The sequence below is a fragment of the Pantoea sp. CFCC18177 genome, assembly GCF_059412425.1.
In genome coordinates this window covers 21,600-39,581 of record NZ_JBNBPL010000013.1, presented here as the reverse complement: position 1 = coordinate 39,581, position 17,982 = coordinate 21,600, and the positions used below count along the sequence as shown (strand labels likewise).

Annotated in this window: 16 protein-coding genes and 1 pseudogene; 8 read left to right on the top strand and 9 right to left on the bottom strand. The window is 53.2% G+C overall.

The window, feature by feature from the left end:
* Positions 1–8: 8 nt before the first annotated feature.
* Positions 9–1,508, bottom strand: a complete 1,500-nt coding sequence (gene pitA, locus ACPUC8_RS14740) for an inorganic phosphate transporter PitA (protein ID WP_058973260.1) — start codon at positions 1,506–1,508, stop codon at positions 9–11.
* 208 nt (positions 1,509–1,716) lie between these two features.
* Between pitA and ACPUC8_RS14735 the strand changes: the two genes are divergently transcribed.
* On the top strand, positions 1,717–2,934 hold the full coding sequence (locus ACPUC8_RS14735; protein ID WP_494926702.1) for a BaiN/RdsA family NAD(P)/FAD-dependent oxidoreductase: 1,218 nt from the start codon (positions 1,717–1,719) through the stop codon (positions 2,932–2,934).
* Between the two features lie 169 nt (positions 2,935–3,103).
* Here the strand turns inward: ACPUC8_RS14735 and ACPUC8_RS14730 are convergent, their stop codons facing one another.
* Complete coding sequence (locus ACPUC8_RS14730) at positions 3,104–4,096, bottom strand: glycosyltransferase family 32 protein (RefSeq protein ID WP_058973790.1); 993 nt, start codon at positions 4,094–4,096, stop codon at positions 3,104–3,106.
* A 284-nt stretch (positions 4,097–4,380) separates the two neighbouring features.
* Between ACPUC8_RS14730 and ACPUC8_RS14725 the strand changes: the two genes are divergently transcribed.
* A complete protein-coding gene (locus ACPUC8_RS14725; RefSeq protein WP_494926663.1) occupies positions 4,381–4,728 on the top strand; it encodes a hypothetical protein in 348 nt (115 codons plus the stop codon).
* On the opposite strand, the gene ACPUC8_RS14720 is transcribed toward ACPUC8_RS14725, so the two are convergent.
* Positions 4,729–5,424, bottom strand: a complete 696-nt coding sequence (locus tag ACPUC8_RS14720; RefSeq protein WP_494926662.1) for a cysteine hydrolase family protein — start codon at positions 5,422–5,424, stop codon at positions 4,729–4,731. It lies immediately after the preceding gene.
* 89 nt (positions 5,425–5,513) lie between these two features.
* Between ACPUC8_RS14720 and ACPUC8_RS14715 the strand changes: the two are divergent.
* A pseudogene (locus ACPUC8_RS14715) lies at positions 5,514–6,515 on the top strand (GlxA family transcriptional regulator).
* Positions 6,516–6,725: 210 nt separating this feature from the next.
* Here ACPUC8_RS14715 and ACPUC8_RS14710 read toward each other — a convergent pair.
* On the bottom strand, positions 6,726–7,217 hold the full coding sequence (locus ACPUC8_RS14710) for a helix-turn-helix domain-containing protein (protein WP_039328395.1): 492 nt from the start codon (positions 7,215–7,217) through the stop codon (positions 6,726–6,728).
* 320 nt (positions 7,218–7,537) lie between these two features.
* On the opposite strand from ACPUC8_RS14710, the gene ACPUC8_RS14705 reads away from it, so the two are divergent.
* Positions 7,538–8,557, top strand: a complete 1,020-nt coding sequence (locus ACPUC8_RS14705) for an alpha/beta fold hydrolase (RefSeq protein WP_039328396.1) — start codon at positions 7,538–7,540, stop codon at positions 8,555–8,557.
* A gap of 88 nt (positions 8,558–8,645) precedes the next feature.
* Here ACPUC8_RS14705 and ACPUC8_RS14700 read toward each other — a convergent pair whose 3' ends face one another.
* The 3 genes from ACPUC8_RS14700 to proP all read right to left on the bottom strand — a co-directional run bounded on the left by ACPUC8_RS14700 (position 8,646) and on the right by proP (position 12,367).
* Entirely contained in the window at positions 8,646–9,620 is a 975-nt protein-coding gene (locus ACPUC8_RS14700) for a GGDEF domain-containing protein (RefSeq protein ID WP_494926661.1), read from the bottom strand.
* 114 nt (positions 9,621–9,734) lie between these two features.
* Positions 9,735–10,712, bottom strand: a complete 978-nt coding sequence (hemB, locus tag ACPUC8_RS14695; RefSeq protein WP_039328399.1) for a porphobilinogen synthase — start codon at positions 10,710–10,712, stop codon at positions 9,735–9,737.
* Between the two features lie 149 nt (positions 10,713–10,861).
* Positions 10,862–12,367 carry a glycine betaine/L-proline transporter ProP gene (proP, locus tag ACPUC8_RS14690; RefSeq protein WP_039328400.1) on the bottom strand — a complete coding sequence of 502 codons (1,506 nt, stop codon included), beginning with the start codon at positions 12,365–12,367 and terminating at the stop codon, positions 10,862–10,864.
* Between the two features lie 242 nt (positions 12,368–12,609).
* Here proP and ACPUC8_RS14685 point away from each other — a divergent pair, with 242 nt between their 5' ends.
* A complete protein-coding gene (locus ACPUC8_RS14685) occupies positions 12,610–12,780 on the top strand; it encodes a hypothetical protein (RefSeq protein WP_494926660.1) in 171 nt (56 codons plus the stop codon).
* Between the two features lie 161 nt (positions 12,781–12,941).
* Entirely contained in the window at positions 12,942–13,409 is a 468-nt protein-coding gene (locus ACPUC8_RS14680) for a hypothetical protein (protein WP_494926659.1), read from the top strand.
* On the opposite strand, the gene ACPUC8_RS14675 is transcribed toward ACPUC8_RS14680, so the two are convergent.
* Both ACPUC8_RS14675 and ACPUC8_RS14670 read right to left on the bottom strand, forming a co-directional pair.
* The gene (locus ACPUC8_RS14675; protein ID WP_494926658.1) at positions 13,401–14,360 is read right to left on the bottom strand and encodes a D-2-hydroxyacid dehydrogenase family protein; all 960 of its coding nucleotides are present in this window, start codon (positions 14,358–14,360) and stop codon (positions 13,401–13,403) included. The genes ACPUC8_RS14680 and ACPUC8_RS14675 overlap by 9 nt on opposite strands.
* Entirely contained in the window at positions 14,335–15,939 is a 1,605-nt protein-coding gene (locus tag ACPUC8_RS14670) for an EAL domain-containing protein (protein ID WP_039328403.1), read from the bottom strand. Before ACPUC8_RS14670 ends, ACPUC8_RS14675 begins: the two co-directional genes overlap by 26 nt.
* A 239-nt stretch (positions 15,940–16,178) precedes the next feature.
* Between ACPUC8_RS14670 and ACPUC8_RS14665 the strand changes: the two genes are divergently transcribed.
* On the top strand, positions 16,179–16,943 hold the full coding sequence (locus ACPUC8_RS14665; protein ID WP_494926657.1) for a class II aldolase/adducin family protein: 765 nt from the start codon (positions 16,179–16,181) through the stop codon (positions 16,941–16,943).
* Between the two features lie 10 nt (positions 16,944–16,953).
* Positions 16,954–17,907, top strand: a complete 954-nt coding sequence (locus ACPUC8_RS14660) for an ABC transporter substrate-binding protein (protein WP_039328406.1) — start codon at positions 16,954–16,956, stop codon at positions 17,905–17,907.
* Positions 17,908–17,982 lie beyond the last annotated feature (75 nt).

The window sequence follows — 17,982 nt, the reverse complement described above, 5'->3', positions numbered from 1 at the left end:
CGGATGGCTTAAATAATCTTCAGGGCAATCCAGTAGAGCGAACCTGACAGCACAATACACACCGGCAGGGTGAACACCCATGCCATGGCGATATTTTTGATGGTGCGGCTTTGTAAGCCACCGCCATCAACCAGCATGGTGCCGGCAACCGATGACGACAGGATGTGCGTGGTCGACACCGGCATACCGGTATAACTGGCGATACCAATAGAGACCGCAGCGGTGACCTGTGCAGACATGCCCTGCGCATAGGTCATGCCTTTCTTACCGATTTTCTCGCCGATAGTGGTCGCCACACGACGCCAGCCAATCATGGTACCAATGCCCAGCGCTAACGCCACCGCCATGATGATCCAGACCGGTGCGTACTCCACGGTGCCCAGCAGATCGCCCTTCAGCTTGTTGAGGAAGCGCTTATCATCAGCACTGGTCTCCGGCAGCTTCGCCGCGCGGTCAGCGGTATCCGATACGCACATCAGCAAACGACGCATCTGGCTACGCTGATCAACGGTCAGTTGATCGTAGCTGTTCAGATTAGCCAGCAAGCCTTGTGCGCGGTCGATAGCCTGAAGGGCACGACTGCTGTCGCAATGGAACTCATGCGGACCGCCCACTGACTCTTCCGGCGTCGGCACCACAGGGGGCGCCATCTGCACGATGTGCGTCAGAGAATCACCATGCTGCTGATAGTACTGCTGCAGATGATTAACGGCATCACGTGTTCGGGTGATGTCATAACCGGAGGCATTCATGTTCACCACGAAACCGGCCGGTGCTACGCCAATCAGCACTAACATAATCAGGCCAATGCCTTTCTGACCATCGTTAGCACCGTGCGAGTAGCTCACGCCGATTGCTGAGACAATCAGTGCAATACGTGTCCAGAACGGTGGCTTCTTCTTGCCATCGATCTTTTCACGGTCTGCAGGGGTCATGTGGATACGCGAACGTTTCGTGGTGCCGCTCCAGTAGCGACGCAGCAAGAAAATCAGCGAACCCGCAATCACCAGTCCGACAATCGGTGACAGAATCAGAGAAAGGAAAATATTGATCACTTTCGGCAGGTTGAGCGCGTCAACCACCGAGGTGCCGGTCATCAGGGCATTGGTGAGACCAATACCGATAATGGCGCCAATCAATGTATGCGAACTGGAGGCCGGTAAACCCAGATACCAGGTACCCAGGTTCCAGATAATGGCTGCCAGCAGCATGGAGAACACCATGGCAAGGCCATGTGCGGAACCGACGTTCAGTAGCAGATCCGTAGGCAGCATATGCACGATGGCATAGGCCACACTCAAACCGCCCAGCAAAACGCCTAAGAAGTTGAAAACACCAGCCATCACAACCGCCAACTGCGCCCGCATCGCACGGGTATAAATGACAGTAGCGACTGCGTTAGCCGTGTCGTGGAAACCGTTGATTGCTTCATAGAACAATACGAACAGCAGAGCAATAACCAAAAACAGGCCGGTGCTTAGGTCAAGACCAGCAAACAGATGCAGCATAAACGTTACGCCATTTTGGAGGACATGAACGCGGCGCATTATCTGCGACAACACGCATGATGTGAAAGGAAAATATAGTCCCTTTTTGTCTTAAAATTGCAATGTAAGCACTAAGACAAGGCAAAAAGGCTGAAAAATAAGGCAGTTACATTATGACACATTTGCGGCATTTTTTTGACGCTGGCGCGAATTGCCGCAGATCTCTACAATCAGCGCCTTTCAATCAGGTGGGTTAAGAGCTGTGGACAAGTTTGACGTTATCATTATTGGTGCAGGCGCAGCCGGCATGTTCTGCGCAGCGCAGGCAGGACAGTTAGGTCGTCGCGTGCTGCTGCTGGATAACGGCAAAAAGGCCGGGCGCAAAATCCTGATGTCGGGCGGTGGTCGTTGTAATTTCACCAATATGTACACCGAACCGGCGGCGTATTTTTCGCACAATCCGCATTTCAGTAAATCGGCGTTGGCACGTTATACCCAGTGGGATTTCATCGATCTGGTGAACCGTCATGGCATTGCCTATCACGAGAAAACCCTCGGCCAGCTGTTCTGCGATGATTCGGCCCAGCAGATTGTCGATCTGCTTTTAAAAGAGTGTGAAGCCGGACAGGTGACGTTGCGTTTGCGTAGCGAAGTGCTGAGCGTGGCACGTGATGAGAAAGGTTACACGCTGCAACTCAACGGCTCAGAGGTTCAGGCGGAAAAACTGGTGATCGCCAGCGGTGGATTATCGATGCCGGGGCTGGGTGCTACGCCATTTGGCTATAAAGTCGCCGAACAGTTTGGCCTGAAAGTCTTCCCGACACGCGCCGCGCTGGTGCCTTTCACGTTGCACAAGCCGTTGCTGGATCAGCTAAACACGCTGTCGGGCGTGGCATTGCCGACCACGATAACAGCACAAGACGGCACGCTGTTTAAAGAAGCGATGCTGTTTACCCATCGCGGTTTGTCCGGCCCGGCGGTGTTGCAAATCTCCAGCTTCTGGCAACCTGGGGAATTCGTCACCATCAACCTGTCACCGGAAACCTCGCTGGAGGATTTCATCAACGTGCAGCGCGAGGCGCATCCCAATCTCAGCCTGAAAAACAGCCTGGCAAAAATCTTGCCGAAGCGGCTGGTGGAAGTGTTGCAGGAGTTGAAGCAGATCCCGGATGTCACCTTGAAACAGCTTAACAGCAAACAGCAGGGTGAACTGGTGAATACGCTGCATCAATGGCGCGTGCAGCCCAACGGCACCGAAGGGTATCGCACGGCGGAAGTGACTCTGGGCGGTGTGGATACCACCCAGCTTTCATCAAAAACCATGGAAGCGCGCGACGTGCCTGGACTGTACTTTATCGGTGAAGTGGTGGATGTCACCGGTTGGCTGGGCGGGTATAACTTCCAGTGGGCATGGAGTTCGGCCTGGGCGTGCGCGCAGGCGCTGTAAATATCTGCACCCTGGAGACGGTCGCCATAAATGGCGACCCTACAAGGAAAATGTAGGGTGCGCATTTAGGTACAACCGGGCCAATGGCGGCATCGGATGCAATGACGCATTTATGCGCACCTGGCCAATGGCGACCGTTTCCGTGACAGCACACGCCAACATGAATTGGCTATTGCGCGGCTTTTCCCGCCAATGTCGAGGCGGGTGCCAGTTCGCTAGAGTGATCCTGCAACAGCACACGTCCCAACAGGCTATCTCTGTTCACCACGCCGTATTTCAGGTGCGTGGCGATATATTTGCGGTCAAAGCTGGTGAGTTTATACACCGGCGGCAAAATCTCCGGCAACGCATCCACCATCAGCATGCGACTCAGTTTTACCGGGCGCCAGCCGCTCAGGGTTTGATACAGCAACGCACCGGCTTCCGCCTTACGTAAATAGAAGTTGTACTGGTTCTCTTCGCGCAACGCCTGTTGCTGAGCGATATAGACCACCAGATAATCTGGCGTTTTAATCCCCTGCAGAATGGTGTCGTAGTTGGGCAGCGCCAGCAGTTGCTGGAAAAAAGCGGCAGAACCTAACTCGACGATAGGCCGGAAACACTGTAGCCAGCGGCCAATAAAGGCATTGTTTTTCGGTGCCGCCAGGAACCAGGATTCAATCACCGGATAATCGCGATCGCGAATCGACTCCTCGCGATAAAAGGCGACCAGGTCATATTGTTGATCCGCATTGACCGCCAGCAGTTCATCCAGCGTGCGATTGAGAATGATGGTGGCATCCATCCAGACACCGCCATAGCGGTGTAATAGTTCCAGACGGATCACATCACTTTTATGCGAAGCACGCATATCCGGGTGAACAAACTTCAGGTCCGGCAAATACTCGTGCATGTTGAGGTTGTTAATGACCGTCAGCGCATAACTGGGGTTTTCACGCGCTATTTTATCAACAAAGATTTGTACTTCAGCGGGCAGCTTTTCACTTTCCCAGTACATCCAAATTTGACGCGGAATCGGCGCAGGAGAATTGGCACGGGCCTGAAAATGGATATCCTGCTCGGCGATCCTGTTGTAGTCGGGGAGGCGCTTGCGGGTTGTCAGTTTTTTTTCTGCCAGCAAAGCCAACGAGACCAGATGTAATTTGAGTTTATTATCGAACATGGTGATTCCTGTAACCAGGTCGCCCGCTGTCCCAGTTTTTGCCCAAATCTGGACCTAAACTGGCCCTGAAACAGCTGGCGCAATGAGCCGATAATGGCCCGAAAAGTGGCTCAAAATTAACAAACAGCGCCGAACTGCTCAATAAATAAACCCGAAAAATCCAACTTTAAGAGAATACGCAGAGGGTACAGAAATCCGTGCCTTGCAAAGCAAGCGTTTAGCCGCTGTTAACCGGCAAATCTGTTAAGATCGCCGCGATTCTTTTTAAGTCGGTCAATCTCAATATGTTAAAACTCAAATTTTTGCTGCCTGCGGTTATCGTTATCAGTGCCGTGGTCTGGTGGCTGATGCCGCATTACAGTGATGAAGACAAAGGCTATTACATCGCCATGTTTTGTACGCTGACGCACGATGGGCGCGACAACTCAACACAGGCGATGCAGCAGATTATTGAAGGCAGTAATTCCGATTACGCACTGCAGAAAATTCATTTTCAGTCAGGTCTTGCAGAGCATTTGCAAACCGTGTGGCAGGATTTAGCGCCAGAACAGCAGCAACAAGCGCGGCAGGAGAGTCTCTCCTGCCGACGCGTTATGTCTGAGAAATTACTGCCGGGTAAAGCGGTTCAGTGATCACTGCACCGGCAGCGCTAATACCGCGTCGGTGGTTTTGATTTCAGCAAAGACGTCAGCAACGCCCGCCAGTGCACTTTGTTGCAGCACTTTATGGTCGACTACATTGTTATCCCAGGTGGCCAGATCGCGCGTGGCAGTGGCATCTTCGGGAATAATCACCGAGTAACCCAGCGGCACTGCATCTCGCGCGGTGGAAGAAACGCACATATGCGTCATCAGGCCGGTCACAATCAGTTGTTTAATGCCCAGTGCGTCCAACTGCTGTTGCAGGTCGGTGCCGACAAACGAGCTTGGCGTGGCTTTGCTGATCACGCGGTCATTTTTACCTGGCTGCAAATCTTTGTGGAATTCGGCGAAGCGGCTGCCTTTGGCGAACAGTGGGCCATCCGCCGCGCCGAGATGCTGCACGAAGAACACTGGCATGCCGTTTTTATGGGCAAACTCAACGATACGCTTACTGTTCTTCAGCGCTTGCATGCCATTCGGAATGGGCATCTTACCGCCGGGGAAATACTCGTTTTGAATATCGATAACAATAACGGCGGTTTGCTTAGCGGTGAGTTGCGTGGTGGCGGTGGCTCCGCTCATGGTGCGAATAGTCGGTGCGTTTTCTGCTGTACGCTCTTCTGCGATGGCACAACCTGAAATTGCCATCGCTAATGCCAGGGTGCTTGAAGCAAAGAAGTTTTTCATAGTTTGTAATCCTGGGGTAAGAGGAAATCAGGGTGACTTCCGATGCCCAGCAGTATGGCGATTCCATCCAGAGTGAAGGAGTACATGGCATGACAAATAGCGTTCACTTTGCGCCAAAAGTGGCTCGCGCAGATGCGCCGATAAAAGTGGGTGTTGTGGTGTTTGACGACATCATCCCATTCCACCTTTCCGTACCCTGTGCGGTATTTGAGAAGGCGGAACGGGAAGATGGCAGCGCGTGCTACCAGTTAATGATCTGTGCAACCCATGCAGGGCCGCTCAAGACCAACAGCGGTTTTTCGATTATCGCTGAGCATGATCTGGCTCAGCTAGCTGAGGCCGATGTGGTGGTGGTGCCGAGCTGGAGTGATCCGACTGTCGCTCCACCGCCCGCGTTATTGCAGGCGCTACAGCAGGCTGCGCAGCGTGGTGCGCAGATGGTGGGGTTATGTCTCGGCGCATTTGTACTAGGCGCTGCCGGGCTGCTGCATCAACAGCGTGTCACAACCCACTGGCGCTGGATGGCTGACTTTGAACGGCTTTATCCAGATGTTGAGATTGATCGCGATGTGCTCTACATCGACCAAGGGCAGATTGTGACCTCGGCAGGAACGGCGGCGAGTATCGATTGCTGCCTGCATCTGGTACGAGAGCAGTGCGGGGTGGATGTGGCGAACAGCGTGGCACGCATGCTGGTGGTGCCGCCGCATCGGCAGGGCGGCCAGGCGCAATACATCGAGTAGCCGGTGTATCACTCGGCGGGCAACGATCGCTTTATGTCAGCGTTGAGCTGGGCAACAGAAAACTTGCAGCAGGTACTTACCCTGGAGCAACTGGCGGAAAAGGCATTAATGAGCCGCCGCAGCTTCACCCGACGTTTTACCCAGACTACCGGTGGCTGCTTCAGCGAATGGCTGGTGAATCAACGGCTGGCACTGGCACAGCGATTTTTAGAAAAAACCGATCAACCTGTGGAATTGATTGCGGAAAAAGCCGGGTTCTCTTCACCCTTAATGTTACGACGACATTTTAAAAAACATCTGAATACCTCGCCGCTGCTTTACCGGAAAACGTTTCGCGGGCGCGTGTGAGCCTTCTGTCGTTACTCAGTATTCATTTTATTAAAGTGTTTAAATGGCAAAGCAACGAACTTCAATTAGGGTCTGAATATTTTCTTGATGTGAATGATTCCCATTGCAATATGCGAGCGGGTGACGCATCACCCGTCATAATCTCACGCATATTTATTTGATAAATTAAAAAATGGTAGAGGTTAATAAGGAAAGTAATTCCTTCAGTTATTAACGCATTACACAATCTATGCGTGCGGGAAATTTCCCATTTCGAGTTACCGGTACACGTATTTCTTTCACCGTTTCAGTGCTGTTAAATTCTTGCTTTCGGCAAATGGCACAGGGATCGGTGCTCTCCTGGAAAGCGTGCTGGACGTCAGCGCTGAGCTGGCGCTTGCGGCAGGCGAGCGGGGTACATCCCATCATCTGCTTGAACGAGCGCGTGAACGATTGCTGACTTTCAAAATGGTATTTAACCGCCAGACTGATAATGGGTGCGTTGCTGTATTTCAGCTCGCTAACACAACAAACCAGTTTCTTTTTACGGATGTAATGCGCCAGCGTTTCATGATGATAACGGGCAAATAACTTCTGCAAATACCATTTTGAATAACCAGACTTCAGTGCAATATCATCAATGCTCAAACGCTGATCCAGGTTCTCCATAATCCATTTGGTCACCGAATCAATAACCCCTTCGTTGTATTTTTTCTGCATCATTGTGATCCTCCATTAACTGCTCACAGTGTAAAATAATTAATCTTTCCAATCATCCGAATAACGTAAAGTTTTATCAGGAATTGACTGTTTTATTATTTGTCATCAAGACTGGTCTTGGTTTTCGTGAAAATAAACAATTTCTTGTTGTGTGGATGTTGTTTATTTAGCCTAATCACTGCCGTTATTATTAACTCAAATTTTCCATCGCTTTGCCGGGCTTAACATTGAAAAATCCAATCGGGGCAGGCACGCCTCATCAATACGCCAGAGCGAATAACATGCCAGACTGATGGTTTTTTCACTGTCCAGGAGAGGCACGCATGGCTTTTCATTTCTCTGTAAAACAATCACTTGCGGCAACGTTGATATCAATGTCGTTATTGCAAGCTGCCCCAGCCTTCGCCGCCACGGTGTATGGCGAGCAGCTGGAAGGCTTTTCCTACCCGCATCCGCTGCAACATTTTAATTTTTCCTCTCAGCAGCAGTCGCTCAGCATGGGATACATGGATGTGAAGCCCACGCAGCAGGCCAATGGTCAAACGGTGGTGTTGCTGCACGGCAAAAATTTCTGCGGCGCAACGTGGGACGACACCATTAATGCACTGAGCCAAAAGGGCTATCGCGTCATCGCACCGGATCAGATTGGCTTCTGCACCTCAACCAAACCCGCTAACTATCAATACAGCTTCCAGCAACTGGCGCTGAATACGCACCAGCTGTTACAGCAGTTGGGTATCGAGAAAGCCATTATCGTCGGGCACTCAACCGGCGGTATGCTGGCCACGCGCTATGCACTGATGTATCCGCAGCAGACGCAGAAGTTGGTGCTGGTGAATCCGATTGGTCTGGAAGACTGGAAAGCGAAAGGTACGCCATGGCGCTCGGTGGATCAGTGGTATCAACGTGAGCTTAAGCTGAATGCGGCGGGCATTAAAAAGTACGAGCAGAACACCTATTACAGTGGTCAGTGGAAGCCAGAGTATGACAAATGGGTGGATATGCTGGCGGGGTTAAACAGCGGACCGGGCCACAAGAAAGTGGCGTGGAACTCGGCGCTGATTTACGACATGATCTTTACCCAGCCGGTCTATTACGAATTTAAAGACCTGAAAGTACCCACCACCTTGATGATCGGCACGGCGGATACCACGGCGATTGGCAGCGATATCGCGCCTCCAGCCATTAAAGCGCAGTTGGGACACTACAACGTGTTGGGCAAGCAAGTTGCACAAATGATTCCCGGCGCGCGTTTAATCGAGTTCCCGGGGTTGGGACACGCGCCTCAGATGGAAGAGCCGCAGAAATTTAATCAGACGTTAATTAGCGATTTAGCGCAGTGATTGAAGGCGCGAGCGGAAGGGCGGCCTGAGAGCCGCACCCTACTGGCCGCAGCTGTTCGTAGGGGCGTGACTTGGCACGCCCATGATGTTATCGCGCCTGCTGCTTTTTGCCGTTCTTGGCGGCGTACATGCGCGCATCGCTGCTCTCCAGCAACTGTTCCAGCGATTGCGGATGGTCCGGGTCAAATTCCACGATGCCGGACGAGAAGTGCAGCGCATAGCGACGTTCCAGGTCACTGGTTTGCTGTTGCAGGAAGCGATCAAAACGCGCCAGTACCCCTTCCGCATCGTCCTGCTGCAAGCCGTTGAACAGCACCACAAACTCGTCTCCGCCTAAGCGGGCAAAGATATCGGCATGGCGGAAGCTCACCTTCATCGCATCGGCAAAATCCATCAGTGCGCGATCGCCTTCACGGTGGCCCAGCGTATCGTTGATGGCTTTAAAGCGATCAAGATCGAGGAAGGTCAAGCTGGCTGGCAGCTGCTTCACCTGACACTCATTCAGCGCCAACTGGCCGAGTGTCATAAACCCACGGCGGTTGGTGATCTGCGTCAGCTCATCCGAGGTGGCGGTCTGGAAAGCCACCAGCTCCGCTTCGGCCATCGCCGCGAGATCGCGCAGCGTATGCATATCGTCAGCGTTAAATTCGCGTGCATGGTGGTCAACGATGCACAACGTGCCGACCTTCGCACCCGCGGGCGTGCGCAGCGGACAACCCGCGTAGAAACGGACTGGGTTATCGGCAGTATTCACTAAGGGGTTATCGTGGAAGCGCTCATCTTCGAGGGCGTTCTCCACCACCATGATATCGTCCTGCAAGATGGCGTGGCCGCAGAACGAGGTATTACGAGGGGCGGTGGTACCGCTGGACCCGGCAATGGACTTGAACCATTGATGGTCCTCTTCCAGCAGGCTGACAAGCGCCACCGGCACGCCAAACAAACGACGGGCAAGGCGAGTTAATCGGTCAAAACGCTCTTCTGCAGGCGTATGCAGAATGTTGAGCGCACGTAACTGGGCCAGACGATGTGGCTCGTCCGCAGGCAGTGCAGGTGCTTTCATCGCGTTACTCTTTCTTTTGAATTATTCGGGTACAACATCACTGGTGTTTTACTGCCACGAGGGCATAAAGCGCTTAGCAACAGCTGCGATGTCCGTTGCTAAGCGTAACGATTATCAGAGCACTTTTTGCTCGGCAAGATCAAGGGCGAAATAGCTGAAAATCAGGTCAGCGCCGGCCCGTTTAATCGCGCCAAGGCTTTCCAGAACCACATTACGTTCGTCGATAGCACCGGCTTGAGCGGCGAATTTGATCATCGCGTATTCACCACTCACCTGGTACGCAGCCAGCGGCAGAGTAGTGCGCTCGCGGATATCGCGCAGAATATCCAGGTAGGCACCTGCCGGTTTTACCATCAGTGAATCGGCCCCTTCGGCTTCATCGATCAGTGACTCGCGAATCGCCTCACGGCGGTTCATCGGATTCATCTGATAAGTTTTACGATCGCCCTTCAACGCCGTTCCGGCTGCCTCACGGAACGGGCCGTAGAACGAGGAAGCGAACTTGGTGGAGTAAGACATGATGGCGGTATCAGTGAAACCGGCGGCGTCCAGCGCCTGACGAATGGCTTTGACCTGACCATCCATTGCCGCAGAAGGCGCAATGAAATCGGCACCGGCTTGTGCAGCGACAACGGCCTGTTTGCCGAGGTTGATCAGCGTCTGGTCGTTATCAACGCCGTGATCGCACAGTACGCCGCAATGGCCGTGGCTGGTGTATTCGCAGAAGCAGGTGTCAGACATCACGATCATTTCTGGCACGGTGTCTTTGCAGATGCGTGACATACGCGCCACCAGGCCGTTTTCATTCCACGCATCGCTGCCGGTGGCGTCGGTGTGATGGGAAATACCAAACGTCATCACTGAACGGATTCCTGCTTTGGCAATACGTTCAATTTCATACGCCAGACGTTTTTCTGGAATACGCATCACGCCCGGCATCGCATTGATTGGAACGTAATCATCCACGCCTTCTTCCACGAAGATCGGCAGGGCCAGATCGCTCAGACGGAGGTGGGATTCCTGGAACATTTCACGCATCGACGCGCTTTTACGCAGTCTTCTTGGGCGCTGGGTCAGATTGAATTCAGACATGCTTAAACAACTTATGCTGGTGAAAAAAGTGACGACAGTTTACCCCTTTTAGCCAGCGGGGATGAAGGATTGTGTGCTGCGTGGGGAAGAACGGAGGCTGGATTGAAGGGGCGCGCCTTGGCGCGCCCTCTACAAAAGATGTGAGAAGATTACTCGTTGATGTCCGGGTGCTGCTGCACCAGGTTTTTGCGTTTCGCCTCTAGCTTGGCGATCTCTTCATCAATATCTTCAATTTTCTGCTCAATATTGTCGTGATGCTCCTGCAGGATTTCACGCGCTTCTTCAATATCTGAAGCCGCAGGTGTGGCACCGCGCAGCGGCTTGTTGGCGGTCTCTTTCATGTAGACGCCGGTGATCAAACCAATCACCGCCACCACCATCAGGTAGTAAGCCGGCATGTAAAGATTATTGCTTGTCTCGACCAGCCACGCGGCAAAGGTCGGTGTCAAACCGGCAATCAGTACCGAGATATTAAAGGCGCTGGCCAACGCACTGTAGCGGATGTGTGTCGGGAACATCGCGGGCAGAGAAGAAGCCATCACGCCGGTAAAGGCATTCAGGATCACCGCCAGCAGCAGCAAGCCGGCAAAAATCAGGCCGAGCACGCCGCTGTTGATCAACATAAAGGCCGGAATCGAGAAGGCAAACAGCGCGATACTACCAATGATGATAAACGGACGGCGACCGAAGCGGTCACTTAGCATGCCCATCACCGGCTGTACAAACAGCATCCCCATCATGATCGCGATGATGATCAGTACACCGTGATCTTCCGAGTAGTGCAGGTTATGCGACAGGTAGCTCGGCATGTAGGTTAGCAGCATGTAGTAGGTCACGTTGGTGGCAATCACCAGACCGATACAAGCCAGCAGACTTTTCCAGTGCTTGGTGGCGATCTCTTTAAACGACACTTTCGGACCGTCGCGCAGACCTTCACGATCGCCTTGCTCCAGCTTATCAACGTGCTGTTGGAACGCTGGGGTCTCTTCCAGCGCATGGCGCAGATAAAGACCAATAATGCCTAATGGCAGCGCAAGGAAGAACGGCAGACGCCAGCCCCACTCAAGGAACTTCGCTTCACCAATCACGGTGGAGATGAGCACCACGACACCCGCACCCAGCACAAAGCCGGCGATCGAGCCGAAGTCGAGCCAGCTGCCCATAAAGCCACGTTTACGGTCTGGTGAGTATTCCGCCACAAAGATCGAAGCACCGGTATATTCACCACCCACCGAGAAGCCCTGCGCCATTTTCGCCAGCAGCAGCAAAATAGGAGCCCAGATACCAATGGTGGCGTAAGAGGGGATTAAGCCGATACAGAAGGTACTGATCGACATGATCACAATAGTAATGGAGAGGATTTTCTGGCGTCCGTACTTATCACCGAGCATGCCGAAGAACAGGCCACCGAGCGGACGGATCAGGAAGGGAACGGAGAACGTACCCAGTGCAGCAATCATCTGCACACTTGGCGAAGCATCAGGGAAGAACACTTTACCCAACGCATACGCCACAAAGCCATAAACACCGAAATCAAACCACTCCATCGCGTTACCCAGAGACGCGGCGGTAATGGCTTTACGTAAACGGGCGTCATCGATAATCGTGACATCATCCAGCCCAATAGGTTTTACACGCTTCCTACGTAGTTTCATGAGGTTACCCTGTATTGAAATTCACAAAGTCCTCAACGCTGCGGACTAGCATTTAGCGATAGTCCGCGGCGTTGAGAAAATTAAAGCATAGCCGCGAAATAGCATTTTTCCCTGGCCAGCCATAGCAATAATTAGGGGGGTAATTATTACATTACGCGACAGAGTATACCGTTTTTGTGTGATATTTGTCATGTTTAAGCCGTTAGTTGACCATTTTTTGGCTAAAGATAGGGGTTTAACAGATGGAAAGCGCAGCAAATATAATCATGATGATCGTGCGCAAGGCCGCATGTTGCGCAGGTTTTCTGATGCTCTGCATTGATGAGCGCGTGGCTAAACAAAAATTATATTTTTTCGCGATTGCCGGGCGTAAGCAGGCCGAATTGTTGGTGTTATCAGCTGTGGACCGGTGATTGAACAATCAAATGTGCTGAGATGCTTTAATGTGGTGATAGCGCCAAAATTGTTGCACAAATAAATAAGAAAATCTTATCAATAAGCGAGACGGTAAGCTTTACTTGCCAGCGTGTCATCATTCAGTAATACTCTGCCGCCTGGCTCAGGTGGAGTGTTCATGTCGAGAAAAAACGCCCGATTGTTTGAGAATCCCTGGCTGTCGCAAATCGACAGTGTAGAAAGGAATCTTATCAATTACGCGCCTGATACACGGCGTGTTGCGTCTGTTCCTTTACCTCCAGTTGGCTGGATTGACTGCGGGGAGCGTGCCGATGCGCAGTTAGCTTTACTGGCACAACAGCCTGATGAATTGCTTAAACGCTTAAAAGACTGGCGGCAAGCAGGGTTGCTCACGCGCCAGGCCGCAGAGAGCTTTCGCCAACTTCAACGTCTGACGCAAACCAGCATTGCGCGTAACCAACCCATCACGCAGCTTGAAGAGTATCAACAGCTGGTTGGGCAATTAACGCCAACCCTCGAACGGATTAACCAACGGCTCAACGCCCAGCGGCAGCCCGCCAATATGCCGGAGGACAGCCTGGAAGTGGCGTTACGTATCGCTGAAAAACGCCGCCGATCAGAGTAGCGAACGCAGCGGTGCGCCGGTGACCCATCCCTGAATATCTTCAACGGCCTGCGTGAAGTAGGTGCGGTAGTTGCTGTCAGCAACATAGCCAAGATGCGGTGTAGCCAGCACGTTGGGCAGCAGACGCAGCGGATGGTCAACAGGCAGCGGCTCCTGTTCAAACACATCCAAACCGGCACCGGCTAACTGGCCGGATTGCAACGCGGCAATCATCGCGCATTGATCGACAATCCCGGCGCGCGAGGTATTGATCAACAATGCTCCCGGCTTCATCTGCGCGAAAGCGTGGCTGTCGATCAGATGATGGGTGCGTTCACTCAACACCAGATGCACTGAAACAGCATCACTTGCGGCTAGCAAAGCATCCAGCGAGGTCATGCGCTCTACACCGCATTCCGCCGCACGTGCCTCAGTGAGGTTCTGGCTCCACGCGCAGACGCGCATGCCAAACGCCTGCGCCACTTTTGCCATTTCGCCACCAATTTTACCTAATCCCAGCAGGCCCAACGTTTTGCCCTGCAAACCGAGTCCTAACGTGTGCTGCCATGGTCCGTTGCTGCGCAGTGCTTGCTGTTCGGCATAGATGTGACGAGCCAGGCCGATCAGCAAACCCCAGCTCAGTTCCATGGGCGCTGCACTGCTGCTGGCCGTGCCGCATACCGCGATGTAGCGTTCGGCGCAGGCGTGCAGATCAATGGAGGCATTGCGCATGCCGGAAGTGACCACCAGTTTGAGATTCGGCAACCGACCAATTAGTTCGGCGGTGAGTGGGGTACGTTCACGCATCACCACCAGGATATCGGCCTGTTCAATGTGACTGACCAGCTCGTCCTGATTGTCATAGTGTTGAGTGAGTGCGGTCGTGCGAACGGTGGGTTCAAGCGTTGCCCAGTCGGCGAGCGACAGCGCAACGTTTTGGTAATCATCAAGAATGATGCAGTTCAGACTCATGGTGTTCCTCAACGAGAAGCGGCTGAGAACCCTGCTCATTGAGCCAGGCACGAAGCCGGTCATTATCCATCGGACGGGCATAATAATAGCCCTGAATAAATACCACACCACGTTGTTGCAGGTAGGCAAATTGTAACGAGGTCTCAACGCCTTCACCTAACACGTCCAGTTCCAGCTTGTGGCACAGGTTGATGATGGCATCCAGCACTGGCGTTTCCACATCCAGCCCTTCAATGGCGTTGATAAATCCGCGATCGATTTTCAGATAATCCAGTGGGAAAGTCAGTAGATAGGAGAGCGAACAGTGACCGGTACCGAAGTCATCGATGGCGACTTTCATACCGTGGGATTGCAGATGGCGCAGCTTGCGAGCCACCAGTTCACCGTCGTCAATCAGGCTGCGTTCGGTGAGTTCTAAGGTTACCACCATCTGCTTATCTTTAATGCGGCGCGCGAAGCGCTGAATATCCTGCACAAAATCGGCGTGCTGCAAATGTTCTGCCGCCACATTCAGCCCAATGTGGAAGCCGGGTTCCACCTCCCAGCTTTGAATATCTTCCGCCATCAGATCCAGCAGATGCTGGGTGAGCGGCACGATCATGCCTTCAGATTCCGCATGGCTGATAAAGATGTCTGGCCGAATCATCTCTCCATTCGGCAACTGCCAGCGCAGCAGGGCCTCTGCGCCGCTGGTGCGTTGCAGCGCCGTGCTGTAAACCGGCTGATAATGCACGGAAAATTGACGACCCCGCATGGCGCGGCGGATCTCATCGCCCCACGAAATGCGGCGGCGCAACCAGTTGGACGTCAGCACCATCAACAAAATCGAGAAAATGGCGGCCATTGGCAGGAAGATAAACAGTGCCTGGCGCCAGGCTTTGAGCAGTTCCGACCCTGGAATGGAGACGGTGACGCTGATGGGATAGCGGTTTGATTCCGCCCGATAGGCTTCACTCTTGAAATAGAGTTGAGGGGCAACTTCACTTGGCCCGCTGGCAATCACCGCGCCGTTGCTGAACTGCAGGCTCATCTGATAACCGCGTGATTCGCCAATCGCCTGCATAAAGTCCATTAAATACTGGCCATCAATCACTGCCCAAAAGCCGGTGGTATCGGGCAGTTGGCGCACAAACACCACCGCTGGACGGTCAGGTACGCCAAAAGTCCCCTTGATTGACACACTCCACCAGGCCTTGCCGGTAATGGGGGGAGGTTGCAGCATCATCTGGGTGAGCGTGCCATTGGTCAAACCAAAGGCCGAGGAACAACTGATATCTTCACCCCGCAGCAAACCCACCGAACGAAAATAGGCGTTCAGCGTGCCGACACGTTGCAGTTGGTTCTCGATTTTTTCACAAGGCTGATAATGGTACTGACGCAACTGGGTAATCATATCCCAGGCGTTATCACTCATCTTTTCGGCTTGCGCTAACAGGGCGTTAGCGGTGGAAATCTGTTGCTGGCTCACCGTATGGCGCGCTTCGATGGCTGTGCAAAGGATGCCCAGTACCAAGGGTAATAACCCGGCACAGACAATTAACAGCCAGCGAAAATCACGCGTTCGTTTTTGCGGAGGCACCAGACTTTCCTCGGTCGGTTTAAGCAACAGGATACTGAATACGCTGCGGCGTCAGCAGCATATCACTTCCCGGGGCCGTGCATGGTAGCGATTTGATTTTCCTCTGAACTGATACAGGTCAATTTACCGCGTCGCTTTGCGTTAATTGACAATGTTTTGCCGTTATTGGCATTTCCCTGCGGGAAAAGCGCTGTGCCACGATGTCAGGAAAGCATATTGACCTGAAATGAGGAGTGAAAATGAGCACGGAAACCTTGGATGTTGCTTCACTGCGGCAGCGGATCAGCGAGGGCGAATGGCAAGCGCGAGTAAAACTGGCTCAGGCCTATCATCTGGCGGCCAAACTGCGCTGGACTGACCATATCTACACCCATTTTTCCCTGCGCGTGCCGGGTGACCAGCCCCATTTTCTCATCAACGCTTTTGGGCAAACCTTTGATGAGATTTCAGCAGAGACGCTGGTGAAAATCGATATCGACGGTAACATCATCGATGATCCCACTGGGCTGGGGATCAATCGCGCTGGGTTTGTGATTCACAGCGCGATTCATCGCGCGCGCCCGGATGCGCATGCCGTACTGCATACCCACACGGCGGCGGGCATTGGCGTTTCGGCACAGCGCAACGGTTTGCTGATGATTTCGCAGCACAGCACGCGTTTCCACAACCGTCTTGGCTACCACGATTATGAAGGTATCGCGCTGGATCTTGATGAACAGCAGCGCATCGTGGCCGATCTCGGCGATCTTAATGCTTTGATCCTGCGTAACCATGGGCTGCTCACCAGCGGGGGCAGCATTGAAGAGGCGTTTTACAATCTGTACTACCTTGAGCGCGCCTGCCAGGCTCAGTTGGCGGCCCAATCGGGTGGCGCGGATCTGATCATCCTACCGGATGAGGTGGCGGAAAAAGCTGCGCAGGCGTTTGATAACAGCATTCGCAACCACAAGTATCAGCTGCACTGGGATGCTTACATCCGTCAGCTCAACCGCAACGCACTTTGAGAGTCTCTTCATGAAATGGCTGAAACCGACTGTTTCTGCGCTGCTGCTGTGCGCGTCATTTGCCAGCCAGGCGGCGCCTGATTTAACCAACGTCACCTTGGTGCTGGGGGATCAGGCGCGCAATTTACGCTCGCTGATTGAAGCCGCCGATGTGATGAAGGATGCCCCTTATCACTATCGTTGGGCCAACTTCCAGGGTGCGGCACCGCTGTTTGAAGCGCAGCGTGCAGGCGCGGTGGATACTTCCTACGCTGGAGATTTACCGGTGCTGATGGCGGCATCTGGCGGCGTGCCGCTGAAGATTATTGCCACTAACGTGGGAGATGCCGGTTCTAATGGGTTGATCGTCCCAGCGGATTCACCGATCCACAGCGTGAAAGATCTGGCTGGAAAGGAAGTGGTGGTGTCATCGGCGCGTGGCAGTATTTCACAGCATCTGCTGTATGAAGCGCTGGAAGAGGCGCAGATAAAACGCGATGCGGTGCCGGTTCGTTTTGTGTTGCCGACCGACGCCAGCGCCGCATTTAACTCCGGGCAAATCGCCGCCTGGGCCACCTTTGACCCTTATCTGGGCATTGCAGAACAGCACGGCGCGCGTTTACTGCGTGACGGTAAAGGCTTAACCACCGCACTGTCATTTGTCACCGCCACCCAAAGTTCGCTCGACGACCCCGCTAAGCGCGCGGCGATTGCTGATTTCACGCAGCGTTTAGCCAAGGCGCGTGCGTGGGCGCTGGAACATCCACAGCAGTACAATGCGGTGTATGCACAGTTGACGCGGCTCTCACCGGAGGATGCGCAGAAAATAACGCCGCGTATTTCCCACGGTATCCGCCCGGTGACACCGGAGGATGTGGCGAAAGTGCAGAAGGTGTCGGATTTGTTTAGTGAGTTGAAGATTCTGCCCAATAAAGTCGATGTGCAGGCGATTACGGATAACAGCGTGTTTGTTTCTCAGCCTTGAACATGCGCGAGAAATACGCATGTTAGTGCGTAATGCTTGTCAGTAAAGCGGCTGACGGTCGCCATGAATGGCGAC

Coding starts and splice junctions, on each gene's coding strand:
- ACPUC8_RS14685 (WP_494926660.1), top strand. CDS start 12,610: ATGGAAAGCGCAGCAAATATAATCATGATGATCGTGCGCAAGGCCGCA.
- hemB (WP_039328399.1), bottom strand. CDS start 10,712: ATGTCTGAATTCAATCTGACCCAGCGCCCAAGAAGACTGCGTAAAAGC.
- ACPUC8_RS14660 (WP_039328406.1), top strand. CDS start 16,954: ATGAAATGGCTGAAACCGACTGTTTCTGCGCTGCTGCTGTGCGCGTCA.
- ACPUC8_RS14680 (WP_494926659.1), top strand. CDS start 12,942: ATGTCGAGAAAAAACGCCCGATTGTTTGAGAATCCCTGGCTGTCGCAA.
- ACPUC8_RS14705 (WP_039328396.1), top strand. CDS start 7,538: ATGGCTTTTCATTTCTCTGTAAAACAATCACTTGCGGCAACGTTGATA.
- ACPUC8_RS14710 (WP_039328395.1), bottom strand. CDS start 7,217: ATGATGCAGAAAAAATACAACGAAGGGGTTATTGATTCGGTGACCAAA.
- proP (WP_039328400.1), bottom strand. CDS start 12,367: ATGAAACTACGTAGGAAGCGTGTAAAACCTATTGGGCTGGATGATGTC.
- ACPUC8_RS14675 (WP_494926658.1), bottom strand. CDS start 14,360: ATGAGTCTGAACTGCATCATTCTTGATGATTACCAAAACGTTGCGCTG.
- ACPUC8_RS14720 (WP_494926662.1), bottom strand. CDS start 5,424: ATGAAAAACTTCTTTGCTTCAAGCACCCTGGCATTAGCGATGGCAATT.
- ACPUC8_RS14730 (WP_058973790.1), bottom strand. CDS start 4,096: ATGTTCGATAATAAACTCAAATTACATCTGGTCTCGTTGGCTTTGCTG.
- ACPUC8_RS14725 (WP_494926663.1), top strand. CDS start 4,381: ATGTTAAAACTCAAATTTTTGCTGCCTGCGGTTATCGTTATCAGTGCC.
- ACPUC8_RS14700 (WP_494926661.1), bottom strand. CDS start 9,620: ATGAAAGCACCTGCACTGCCTGCGGACGAGCCACATCGTCTGGCCCAG.
- ACPUC8_RS14665 (WP_494926657.1), top strand. CDS start 16,179: ATGAGCACGGAAACCTTGGATGTTGCTTCACTGCGGCAGCGGATCAGC.
- pitA (WP_058973260.1), bottom strand. CDS start 1,508: ATGCTGCATCTGTTTGCTGGTCTTGACCTAAGCACCGGCCTGTTTTTG.